Below are 11,752 nucleotides of genomic sequence, written 5' to 3' on the forward strand. Positions count from 1 at the left end.
GATAATAAAGAAACAATATTCAATTTATTACTCTTATTTTAAGCGTTTTCATCGCAACGATACTATCTATAGACCGCATGAAAAAACGATGAGCCAGACAAGCGATGGTGATGGGCTGCTCATACCAATTTCAGAACACGATAACATCCAAGGAACAATAGATGCACAAATCGTTTTAGTTGAATACGGTGACTATCAATGTCTTTCCTGTGGCGAGGTTCATAAAATGATTCAAGAGATTCAGCAACAGATCCAATTATGCTTTGTATTCCGTCATTTCCCGCGCATACACATTCATCCCCAAGCACAAAAGGCAGCAGAAGCGGCAGAAGCAGCCGCCGCGCAAAATAAGTTTTGGCAAATGCACAATCTCTTATTTGCGAATCAATCCGCACTTAACAATGGCTATCTTCTAGAGTATGCCAATCAGATAGAGCTTGACCTTGATCGATTCCTTCGAGACATGACAAACCATGTTCATACTGAACGAGTTACTCAAAACATTCAAAGTGGTATACAAAGTGGTGTCAGTAGTACACCAGCTTTATTCGTCAACGAAATTCGCTATAGGGATGCCTGGGATATAGAGAGACTAATCACAGCCATCGCCCAAGCTAGAAATTCTCAATCCATGTAATGCGAAGCGTGAGATATGTTGGAAAATGGGGTAATCCCTTGCCATTGGCGCTGAAGCAGTAACACCTAACCCAATACTTGTCGGTTAAGGGTAAAAGGGGAAGGGGAAAGGGGAAAGAAAAAACCTTTAATCTTTACCCTTTAACCTTTTCCCTAAACCCAATTCCGAGTTAAAAATCCTTAACCGAGCAGTATTGACACCTAACCAGGCTTACTCAATGAGGAAAGAATGCCAATGAACGCTCTAGAAATTGTCAAGCAGGCTTACATTTACCTAAACGAAAAAGATATTCCTCATTATTTTTCTCTGATGTCTCCTAATGTCGAGTTCTATCAAACTGAAGAACTCCCTTGGGGCGGTCACTATCGTGGCTTTGATGAAAGCAAGGTTTTTTTCTCGAAGTTTTCTCCACTAATTGATTCGACCGTCGAAATATCTCACTACATCCAAGCTGGTGAGCAAATAGTTGCGATCGGTAAAACTAGTGGCGTAGCAAAGCTAACTGGAAAAAAGTTCAGTTGTAACTTGGCTCACATTTGGACAGTCAAGGAAGAAAAAATTGTTCGATTAGAAGTTTACATCGACACTGATGCAATGAAAACCGCACTGACATCAGCCTAACAAGTTGGTTTAATTCGTCTTATTTATAAAATGTTTCACAGGTTTTAACAGGAGGTTCACAGATGAAGATTTTTGTCGCAGGGGCAACGGGAGTGATTGGTCGTCCGCTAATCGCCCAATTGCTTGCCAAAGGTCATGATGTAGTTGCATTGACCCGTTCTTCAGAAAACGCGCAAACTTTAGCCGAACAAGGTGTGGAACCGGCAATCGCAGATGTATTTGATGCCGATGCTGTCAAAGCGGCTCTCGTTCGCGCTCAACCAGAAGTAGTGATTGAACAACTTACCGCTCTACCCAAAACCTACACTGGCGAATCAATGAGTGCTGCTGCACCATTCAACCGTCGTATTCGTATAGAAGGCGGTGCTAATGTGCTGGCAGCAGCACAAGCGGCAGGCGTGCGGCGATATCTGAGGCAGTCGATCGCATTTTGGGGAGTTCCTGGTACGGGATTAGCAGACGAAGAAACACCGCTATCCTTGGATGCTTCCCCCGCAGTTGCAGCAGATGCACATACAGTGACCGAAATCGAGCATCAACTCCTCAAAACGTCAAATCTAGAAGGGATTGTCCTGCGTTATGGCTTCTTCTACGGGCCTGGCACTTGGTTTAATACTGATGGCGACGTTGCAAACCAAGTACAACAGCAACAATTTCCAATTGTGGGAAATGGGGAAGGCGTATGGTCATGGTTACACGTTGAAGATGCAGCGATCGCCACAGTTGCAGCAGCAGAGCGAGGTAATCCCGGCATTTACCTAATTACGGGCGATCGCCCCTTAGAAGTGCGCGAGTGGCTCCCGGCTTTTGCCCATTGGCTCAATGCGCCACCACCACCGCAGATATCGATTGAGGAGGCTCTGCAAATCGGTGGTGCGGATGCTGTTTACTACGGTACTCAAATGCGCGGCGCATCGAATGCCAAGGCAAAACGCGAACTGAATTTTCAACCGCGACCTTTGGAATGGCTGGTGGGAAATGATGTAGCTAATGCCAGTTAGCAATTTTAGCAATCAGCAACAGATAATCAAGGAGGAGAAAGAATCATGACTTACTATGACTATATTGTGATTGGTGCTGGGTCAGCAGGCTGCGTGGTTGCTAACCGTCTGACCGAAGATTCTGACACCACTGTGTTATTGCTCGAAGCGGGCAATCCAGATACAAAACCAGAGATTCACATTCCGTTAGACTGTACAACTCTACTTGGCACCGAGGTGGACTGGGGATACTTCTCTGAACCAGAGCCATATCTCAACAATCGCCAAATCTTTTGTCCTCGTGGTAAAGTTTTGGGGGGCAGCAGTTCGATTAATTTTCTGGTGTATATCCGGGGCAATGCTAGCGATTATGATCGCTGGGAGTCACTAGGCAATCCTGGTTGGAGTTACCAAGATGTCCTGCCCTACTTCAAGAAATCTGAACACCAGCAACGCGGATCTGACGCATATCATGAGGTAGATGGGGAATTGAGCGTTACTGATGTTATCTCCCCTGCTCCCATCTCCCAACGATTTGTTGATGCAGCCGTGGCATTGGGATACGATTACAACCCTGATTTCAACGGTATAAAGCAGGAAGGAGTAGGGCCGATTCAGTTGACGGTCAAAGAGGGGAAACGGCACAGTACTGCTGCGGCATTTCTCGTGCCGATTTTGGATCGTCCGAACTTAACGGTGCAAACGGGTGCGTTAGTGACTCGGTTATTGTTTGATGGCACTCGCGCCGTTGGGGTGGAATATTTGCGTGAGGGAATGCTGCATCAGGTCAGAGTCAATCAGGAAGTGATTGTCAGTGCGGGTTCGTTTGACTCGCCCAAGTTGCTGATGCTGTCTGGCATTGGGGATGCAGCACAATTACAAGCAATGGGGATTTCTGTTGTAGTTGATTTGCCCGGTGTCGGTCAAAATCTACAAGACCACATTGTTGTTCCTATTCCATACGAAGCAACTGGTGATTTACACACGGCAATTAGCAGCAATGGCATCGCCGAAGCTGTATTGTTTTTGCATAGCGAAGGTAATTTGGAAGCTGCACCGGATTTAGAGCTGATCTTCGGCCCGATTCTGTGGGCACCTCCTGGCTATCCAAACTCTGGTTTAGGCTTCACGGGTCTGGTCATTTTGACTCATCCCCAAAATATTGGCAGTGTCAGTTTGCGATCGCCCGATCCCAAAAACACACCAGTGATTCGGCTAAACTATCTGCAAAGTCAATCCGATGTGCAAAAGCTCGTTGCCGGAGTTAAATTAATGCGCCAATTGTTCCAGACCAGTGCTTTTGATGAATTTCGCGGACGGGAAGTTGCTCCGGGCGCTGATGTAACTGACGATGTAGCCCTGGAAGCATACATCCGGGAAACCTGCGGCACAGTGTTTCATCCGATCGGCACCTGTAAAATGGGCACGGATTCAATGGCAGTTGTAGACTCCCAACTGCGGGTCTATGGAGTTGAGGGCTTACGAGTTGTCGATGCTTCCATTATGCCAACTCTAAATACAGGGCATACAAACGCGCCCACAATTATGATCGGTGAAAAAGCAGCCGATTTAATTAAAGCAGCAGGTAGCGTTTCTAAGCAAGTACAGAAAGCAATTGCTAAGTGACTCATACGAATAACGCGATTACTTTTTGTAATGAGGATTTGACCCCAAGGTAGAAGAAAAATGAAGATTGCCCAATATGGAACAGCGATCACGGTTCTTCATGCGATCGCCAACGGACTGCATGGTTTAGCACATATAGAAATCCCAGTTGCCCTATCTTTGCTTCAGAGTTCATTTGTGGGGATTGTGATTTTTCTAACTCCCATCATTGCCGCCGTTTTACTTTGGACGCAGTTTTACCGCCTTGGTAGCTGGCTATTGGTGAGTTCAATGGCTGGATCGCTGCTTTTTGGAATCTACAATCATTTCATCGTAATTAGCCCCGATCATGTGTCTCAAGTTGCCTTTGCAGGTTGGGGAATGCTATTCCAAATCACCGCCATCCTGATATTATTTGTGGATGCATTTGGCTGTTGGGTTGGTATCTGGGCATTGAAAACGATTCAGGAACCAGAAAAGGTTATATAAATTGTTCACCTGCTTGCTGCCAATTTAGAGCAGTTTCCTTCATTAGACACAACGAATTATCCAATTTCTCATCGCACGGTATCGAACATGAACCACACACTCAAGAATAAACGCGCACTTATTACTGGAGGCAGTCGCGGTATCGGGGCAGCGATCGTCAAGCGTTTAGCAAGTGAAGGTGCTGATGTCGCCTTTACATATACCAGCTCACCCGATCGCGCGAACGAAATCGTCCAGGCAGTGCAAGCATTAGGTGTCCAGGCTCTTGCCATCCAAGCTGACAGTGCCGAAGCTAGTGCAGTAGTCGCTGCTGTTGAGGAGACTGTAAATCAATTGGGCGGCATTGATATTCTCGTCAACAATGCAGGCGTGTTGGCGATCGGGGCGATCGACGATTTCAAGCTGGCGGACTTTGATCGAACCTTTGCCGTTAACGTGCGTGCCGTATTTGTGGCGACGCAAGCCGCAGTCAAGCACATGAAAGAGGGCGGACGCATCATCAACATCGGTAGCACCAACGCCGAACGGATGCCATTTGCTGGTGGCGGCGTTTATGCCATGAGCAAATCTGCTCTACAAGGGCTTGTGCAAGGACTGTCACGTGACCTCGGCCCGCGCGGGATTACGATCAATAACGTGCAGCCCGGGCCGATCGCTACAGAGATGAATCCCTCGGAGGGTGAGTTTGCCGAAATGCTCAAAAAGCACATTGCGGTAGTCCGCTACGGCACCGTTGAAGAGGTTGCGGGATTGGTTGCTTATCTAGCTGGCCCTGAGTCTGGTTACATCACTGGTGCAAATTTGATGATTGACGGAGGGTTCAGCGCATAACTGCTGCCCGATTGAGCGATGGCGCAAAGCGCCCGCTGGAAGCGATCGCATTTATTTCTCATAGAGGTTGATAAAATATGTTTGATCTCGACCAAACTATTAAAGACCGCCACTCAACACGGAAATTCTTATCCCAACCAGTGCCACGGGCTTTGCTCGATGAAGCCCTGGCTCTAGCGCAGTTGGCACCGTCAAATTCAAACATCCAGCCGTGGCGGTTGGTGTTTGCCCAAGGCGATCGCCGCGATCGTCTGCAAGAGGCTTTGCTAAACCTTGCCAAGCAGCAGCCCAATATATCTCCTCTGCCTTCCGCCTTCCAGCATTACCGCCAGGAACTGGGAGCGCAAGTCTACGGGGCGATGGGGATTACTCGTGACGATAAGGCGAATAGACAGTTGGCGGTTCTGCGTAATTACGAATTTTTTGGCGCACCAATGGTTGCTATTGTCTGTATGCACCAAGATTTGGGTGTTGCCGATGCTTTAAGTGTGGGGATGTATTTACAAACGCTGGTGTTAAGCCTAACTGCTCGTGGCATTGGCACTTGCGTAGAGGTTTCGCTAGCGACTTATCCCGAAATCATCCGCAACGAATTGAACATCTCACCGGAATTATTAATCATTTGTGGTTTAGCCGTTGGCTATCCCGATCCTGATTTTCCCGCTAATCATCTGCATATAAGCCGTGAGTCCGTTGAGAAAAACGTCTCGTTTCAGGGCGATTAACAAAAGGCTGGATTTTTTTTCTACTAGACGCTAAACACAAGTCCAAAAGAGTATCTGCGTTCCCAATACGGTTCGGTTAAAGGGGAAAGGGTAAAGGGAAAAGGTTTTGAATACATCCTTTCCCCTTTACCCCTTACCCTTTACCCAGACCACAAGGAAAGTTAAAAATGCTTATCCGAACCGTATTGTCTGCGTTCCTACTGCCATTAATGAATTGATCTTTGTTGAAGTTTTTTATTTAGAAGAAATTAAAGATGAAGATTGCTCAATATGGTTTAAAAATTCTTTGATTTGTTTAATTTAGGAGATTTTATGTTTAGGAAGATTCTAGCTGCAATTGACCGTTCTCCAAATGGCAATGCTGTTTTTGATGAAGCACTTGCTCTAGCAAAGGCAACCAAAGCAAGCTTGATGCTGTTGCATATTCTATCTGGTGAAGAAAAGGATAGCCCCCAAACACCTACACTGCTTACTCTCGAATACCACCCATTACATGGAGAACTTCTAGAGGATTATTGGAAGCAGTGGCAAAGTTACGAAGAACAGGGTTTCAAATTATTGCGAGCATATACAGAGCAAGCAACCAATGCAGGGGTGAGTACTGAATTCACCCAAAATTCTGGCAATCCCAGCCGGAATATCTGTGAAGTTGCTCAAGGTTGGGGTGCTGACTTAATTGTGATCGGTCGTCGAGGACATTCTGGTTTGAATGAATTGATTTTAGGCAGTGTGAGTAATTATGTTTTTCACCATGCTCCTTGTTCTGTGCATGTTGTTTATGCTCCATTTTCTCTTAAATCTGAAGTACCCATTCTTAATGAAGCTCAAGTAGTTCATTAAGAATGGGCTATGAATATTTTTGTTGGTGGTAATGCAAAAGTTAGATTCATAAACTTCAAGCTTTTGCCTTAGTTGTTGCCGTGGAATCGAAATTGTTCTCAAGTAAACACTAATTCAGGAAATTTTGACATGGATAATGTAATAGCCCCGACCAATTCACCTGTTGTAAGACCACCCGAAGTAACATTGGTTCCTAATAACTCACTATTGACTGAGACACCAGAAGAAGGACGACAACTGGCAGTCAAAATGTCACGGTTAATTATTAAATTGACTCAGCCGGATGAAGAAAAACGCAACCAACTGCGAGATGTTTATGGCAATGATGCCATGATGCTGATTGCAGTTGGTCAAACGGTTGCAACAGAGTTTGCCACGATCGCAGCTGCTAATAACTACTGGCGCAAGTAATATCAATACGGTTCGGTTAAAGGGCAAAGGGGAAAGGGACTCATGTTTTGAATACATCCTTTCCCCTTTACCCAGACCACAAGGAAAGTGAAAAATGCTTATCCGAACCGTATTGGAAGTAATATCTCGAAAGTTTCAAATCAGTAATTTGCTCAAATGTGATTTCAATGGCACCCAAAGTAGAGGTAGCGGATGCTGACTTTAGCCTTGAAGGAGAAATCGCTGCTTACTGCACACTTGCAAATCGAGTCCCCAGTTTAGAGATTCAAAAAATTCTCTATTCCGAAATTGTGTTGAAATCGTCTGCTCATATTTACTTCGGTCATTCACCTCTATCTGAACTTGTGTTTCCCTAAACGTTTACTCACAGGACTTACGCAAAATACGTCTCAAATTCTTATTCCTCCATGTTCTTCATGTCTCTGTAGTAGCCTGCGGTAAGCCGCGTTGCATCTACGTTTTTTAACTATCTGTGCGTAAGTCCTAACTGATTACAAAACAATATATTGGGAGTAGAACTTATGGCTGCAACAACTAAGCAAAATGACACTAAATCATTCGTTTACTCAACCCGAATTGATATTCCCGTCGAAATCCGATCGCAAGTAAATACGTTACTTAATCAAAGCTTGGCAACTGCGATCGACTTGAAGACCCAGATCAAATATGCTCACTGGAACGTCAAAGGTAAAGACTTTTATCAACTGCATCTACTGTTTGATGAAATTGCTTCCGAAGTTGAAGAATTTATTGATTTGATTGCCGAACGAATCACAACATTGGGGGGGAAAGCACTGGGAACCGCCCGGATTGCTGCCAAAGAATCCGAACTGCCTGAGTTTCCCTTCGATGCTGTTGATGGGACAGATCATGTCATTGCACTTGCCGATTGCTTGGCAATTTACGCCAAATCCCTCCGCAAAAATATTGATAAAACAAATGATCTGGGTGACATGGATACCAACGATCTCTTTATTGAGATTTCACGAGCTATAGAGAAGCGGTTGTGGTTTCTAGAAGCTCATCTGCAAACCTCATTTCAGAACAAAGATCATTCAGACCAAAGTGAGGAGTGATTGATGAAGAATAACTTATTTACACGTCGAAGATTATTGAATGTAGGAATTTTCATAGGTTTAGGTTTTACTACTACCCCACTGATTGCACTTGCAAAACCTCAGAAGCATTCACATCAAACGAAGGAGACTAAAATGGCTGCTAATAATATCGTGCTGGTGCATGGAGCCTTTGCCGACAGTTCAAGTTGGAGTAAGGTGATCCCACTACTGCAAGACAAAGGCTTTCGCGTTACGGCAGTGCAGATTCCGCTTACCTCCCTTGCAAACGACGTTGCTGTAGTAGAGCAGATTCTTGCAGCTCAGACAGATCCGACAATTCTCGTCGGTCATTCTTATGGAGGTGCAGTCATTACAGTTGCAGGAGCCAATGCACCAAATGTTATTGGATTGGTGTACATTGCAGCTTATGCACCCGATACTGGAGAAAGCCTCGTTGACTTAAATGGGCGTTTCCCCACCCCATCTGGTTCTTCCCATGTCCGTCCTGTTTATAATAATCAGTTCCTTGAGGTTGATCCTGATACTTTTCAAGAGGCATTTGCTCAGGATGTTGACACTGTTCAAGCACTTGTGATGGCTGCTGTACAGAAGCCGATCGCAATCAAGAATTTTGACGATAAAGTGACCAAACCAGCCTGGAAGTCCAAGCGATCGTGGTATCAAGTATCTGATAATGATCGCATGATTTCACCAGAACTAGAGCGTTTTATGGCGAAGCGTATCGGGGCAACGGTCATTTCATTACCATCAAGCCATGCCTCAATGGTTTCACATCCTGCGGAAGTAGCAAATCTGATTATTGAAGCAGCAAAAGCAGAAGCCTTAAGTAAAGTTCATTAACCTTATTTATATGATGGTTAAGCGATCGCTAACCCTTATTGGCGTTGGTTTGAGGCATTAAACCAAACCTACGTCTATCGGATCTCGGAATCGGCAAATCAGGAAAGTGTTCTGATTTTAGAGGAATTCAACATGAAAGTTTTGATTCAAGCGATCGTCAGTTTTTTTGTATTTATTGTCGATTTCGTCTACGGAAATCGTTCTTACCCTCGATTTTATGTGCTGGAAACCATCGCTCGGGTTCCTTACTTTTCCTATCTCTCGGTGCTGCATCTTTACGAGACGCTGGGTTACTGGCGCAAAGCTGACTTGTTGAAAGTTCATTTCGCCGAAACCTGGAACGAATTACATCATTTGTTAATTATGGAATCAATGGGGGGCGATCGCTACTGGATTGATCGCTTCATCGCTCAACATATTGCAGTGGTGTACTACTGGGTGGTTGTCCTAATCTATATGCTGTTTCCCAAGTATGCCTACTACCTAATGGAACTGATTGAAAATCATGCCTACCATACCTATGACGACTACTTGAAAACCCATGAAGCAGAACTGAAAGCTCAAAGAGCGCCCAAAGTTGCAATTAATTACTACCGCGATGGCGATCTCTATATGTTTGAAGAAACCCAGTTTACATCAGATCATAAATTTCGCCGCCCGAAAGTGGATAATCTCTACGACGTATTCGTGAATATTCGGGATGACGAATGCGAACACGTCAAAACAATGGAGGCGCTCCAGCTACCAGAAGCACGGCAAACTTTCAAAAGTCCCCATACAGTTTTTGAACTGATGCCAACCAGCGTCGAGAAACAGGATTAATTCTATAGAGTTCCTATTTGATTTTTGAACAATTAAACCATAGGAAAACTATGAAAACACTACTGAAAAGATCCACGCTATTTCTTGCTCTAACAACCTGTGTTTGGGCTAATTACTCCTTAAGAGCTTCTGCTGATTCTACTGCTGACTTAATTCTCAGTATGAAATGCCGGGGTGGATACAATGTTAATGTTTGGAAAAGGTATTCTTCGGGTGAACTTCTCTACCGCTCTACAAGTTCGCACGGTGATTTGAGTTTAAACAAAGGAACTAGCAAAGTGACAGAAGGTGTTCGAGTGTATAAGTTTCAAAGTGGCAATTATAAATACTGGGTATGGGACGGTACACTAGATAGCCAGCAGTCTGGAACTTTAGAGGTGTATGAAGACAATCATCTCCTAATGCGGCAGGTTTGTACAAAACGTTGATGGGGAAATAAATGCTGCTTCTTTGGGTGACTCAAACCCATATTCCCCGCTTCATTCCACAGCAGTTCTTGATGGGGTCATTTCCCTCTGCTCCCTGCCCCCTGCCTCTTCATTAAAACCCCGATCAAGCTAGCTCTGACTTTTTCTGTTTTAACTATGAGCTAGCTCAAAGAAATTATTGAGAAAAATTGTCAGATTAAAGGTAGTTCAAGGGTATGAGGATAGCAATATGACTCTTACAAAAGTAAACACAAATATATCCCATATATCCCAAGTGGAAACTCTTGCTCAACTCTACTTAGAAGGCAAACCAGCCGAGATTTCTGACGAAACCATCACCCAACTCTGTGACTGGCTCATGGGTGAATTCCACCAATTACCTTTAAATCTGCAATTCTCAGATTATATGCGTTACCACAACGCTCTTGAGATGTTTGCCGATATTAAACTTCAGCAACTTTGGGTATCCGCTGATAGTTATGATTCTTCCGTTTATCCCAATCCGATCTATGGATTTATTTTTCAGGGAATGCACGATTATGACCACTACTTGACGGATAGCGACTTCAGTTTGAAGGGGGAAATCACGGCTTACAAATTCACTGCAAAACGTGCGCCTTCTTTGGATATTCAAAAGATTCTCTACTCCGAAATTGTACTGCGATCTGCTGCCAATCTTCATTTAGGATATGCAGCTAGTCCCAAAATTGTTTTTCTATGAGCAATGACACAGCAGAACGATCATGAATAACTGTCCTTATTGCTCTTACCCATTATTACCGCACATGCAGCACCATGAAATTTGCTGGTTTTGTTCCCAATATAGAACTAACAGTGCCTGTATTTTATGAAGTGCAAATGCCCCATCACAGCAGTATGGAAAATTATGATTCAAGCCTGTCATTGCTAATTTTATCGGCTGCTTTAACAGATTCATCATCACAAAATAGATTGGTTTTGCTCTCTCTGCCATTCCTTATATGCCCCGCGATCGCATTCTAATGATGCGACGAGTCTTCACTCAACACAAACAAGACTTTGGCTACATCGCTTTGTGTGCTGTTAGAGAATTGTAATAAACCTTGATTGAAATGACAGGAGATAAATCATGGTCTACCCCTCAAAAAATAATACTGAAATGACAGCTAATCTGCGGGAATTGGCAGATTACACGAAACCCGGAGTGACTCGCAAAGCGTTAGTACAAGATGAACAAAACAGTTTCTCTTTACTCTGTCTCACTGCCGGAACAAAAATGCCTGAGCATACTGCTCCTCGGCATATTTCGGTGACTGTAATTGAAGGACGCGGAGTACTTACTCTGCAAGGACGTGAAATTACTTTGCAACCAGGAGTATTTATTTATTTGCCTGCAAACACCCCCCATGCGCTCCATGCATTAGAAAATCTTGCATTTCTGCACACATAAAGTTGAATATACAAG

At 44.3% G+C, this 11,752-nt stretch carries 17 protein-coding genes; all 17 read left to right on the forward strand.

Going from position 1 to position 11,752, the window contains the following annotated elements:
* Positions 1-88 precede the first annotated feature (88 nt).
* Positions 89-637, forward strand: coding sequence for a DsbA family protein (locus H6G86_RS20110; RefSeq protein WP_190935780.1), 549 nt, complete (start codon positions 89-91; stop codon positions 635-637).
* 234 nt (positions 638-871) lie between these two features.
* Positions 872-1,258 (forward strand): nuclear transport factor 2 family protein, encoded by a 387-nt coding sequence (locus H6G86_RS20115; protein WP_206758440.1) that lies wholly within the window; start codon positions 872-874, stop codon positions 1,256-1,258.
* A gap of 62 nt (positions 1,259-1,320) precedes the next feature.
* On the forward strand, positions 1,321-2,259 hold the full coding sequence (locus H6G86_RS20120) for an NAD-dependent epimerase/dehydratase family protein (RefSeq protein ID WP_190935782.1): 939 nt from the start codon (positions 1,321-1,323) through the stop codon (positions 2,257-2,259).
* A 45-nt stretch (positions 2,260-2,304) separates the two neighbouring features.
* Entirely contained in the window at positions 2,305-3,864 is a 1,560-nt protein-coding gene (locus H6G86_RS20125) for a GMC family oxidoreductase (RefSeq protein WP_190935783.1), read from the forward strand.
* Between the two features lie 60 nt (positions 3,865-3,924).
* Complete coding sequence (locus tag H6G86_RS20130; RefSeq protein ID WP_190935784.1) at positions 3,925-4,332, forward strand: hypothetical protein; 408 nt, start codon at positions 3,925-3,927, stop codon at positions 4,330-4,332.
* A gap of 87 nt (positions 4,333-4,419) precedes the next feature.
* Positions 4,420-5,163, forward strand: coding sequence for an SDR family oxidoreductase (locus H6G86_RS20135; RefSeq protein WP_190935785.1), 744 nt, complete (start codon positions 4,420-4,422; stop codon positions 5,161-5,163).
* 77 nt (positions 5,164-5,240) lie between these two features.
* Positions 5,241-5,888: a nitroreductase gene (locus tag H6G86_RS20140; protein WP_190935786.1), complete on the forward strand. Its 648-nt coding sequence runs from the start codon at positions 5,241-5,243 to the stop codon at positions 5,886-5,888.
* A 312-nt stretch (positions 5,889-6,200) separates the two neighbouring features.
* Positions 6,201-6,728, forward strand: a complete 528-nt coding sequence (locus tag H6G86_RS20145; RefSeq protein ID WP_190935787.1) for a universal stress protein — start codon at positions 6,201-6,203, stop codon at positions 6,726-6,728.
* Positions 6,729-6,857: 129 nt separating this feature from the next.
* On the forward strand, positions 6,858-7,139 hold the full coding sequence (locus H6G86_RS20150; protein ID WP_190935788.1) for a hexameric tyrosine-coordinated heme protein: 282 nt from the start codon (positions 6,858-6,860) through the stop codon (positions 7,137-7,139).
* Between the two features lie 167 nt (positions 7,140-7,306).
* Positions 7,307-7,495, forward strand: a complete 189-nt coding sequence (locus H6G86_RS20155) for a hypothetical protein (RefSeq protein ID WP_190935789.1) — start codon at positions 7,307-7,309, stop codon at positions 7,493-7,495.
* A 165-nt stretch (positions 7,496-7,660) separates the two neighbouring features.
* Entirely contained in the window at positions 7,661-8,215 is a 555-nt protein-coding gene (dps, locus tag H6G86_RS20160) for a DNA starvation/stationary phase protection protein Dps (protein ID WP_190935790.1), read from the forward strand.
* A gap of 3 nt (positions 8,216-8,218) precedes the next feature.
* Positions 8,219-9,058, forward strand: a complete 840-nt coding sequence (locus H6G86_RS20165) for an alpha/beta fold hydrolase (protein WP_199338358.1) — start codon at positions 8,219-8,221, stop codon at positions 9,056-9,058.
* Positions 9,059-9,190: 132 nt separating this feature from the next.
* Positions 9,191-9,880: an alternative oxidase gene (locus tag H6G86_RS20170; protein ID WP_242064876.1), complete on the forward strand. Its 690-nt coding sequence runs from the start codon at positions 9,191-9,193 to the stop codon at positions 9,878-9,880.
* A gap of 50 nt (positions 9,881-9,930) precedes the next feature.
* Positions 9,931-10,308 carry a hypothetical protein gene (locus H6G86_RS20175; RefSeq protein WP_190935791.1) on the forward strand — a complete coding sequence of 126 codons (378 nt, stop codon included), beginning with the start codon at positions 9,931-9,933 and terminating at the stop codon, positions 10,306-10,308.
* Positions 10,309-10,537: 229 nt separating this feature from the next.
* Positions 10,538-11,029 carry a transposase gene (locus H6G86_RS20180; protein WP_190935792.1) on the forward strand — a complete coding sequence of 164 codons (492 nt, stop codon included), beginning with the start codon at positions 10,538-10,540 and terminating at the stop codon, positions 11,027-11,029.
* Between the two features lie 74 nt (positions 11,030-11,103).
* Positions 11,104-11,310 carry a hypothetical protein gene (locus tag H6G86_RS20185; protein ID WP_190935793.1) on the forward strand — a complete coding sequence of 69 codons (207 nt, stop codon included), beginning with the start codon at positions 11,104-11,106 and terminating at the stop codon, positions 11,308-11,310.
* A 106-nt stretch (positions 11,311-11,416) separates the two neighbouring features.
* Positions 11,417-11,737 carry a cupin domain-containing protein gene (locus H6G86_RS20190; protein ID WP_190935794.1) on the forward strand — a complete coding sequence of 107 codons (321 nt, stop codon included), beginning with the start codon at positions 11,417-11,419 and terminating at the stop codon, positions 11,735-11,737.
* Positions 11,738-11,752: the final 15 nt, after the last annotated feature.

The sequence above is a fragment of the Nostoc sp. FACHB-133 genome, assembly GCF_014698055.1.
Classification (GTDB): domain Bacteria; phylum Cyanobacteriota; class Cyanobacteriia; order Cyanobacteriales; family Nostocaceae; genus Nostoc.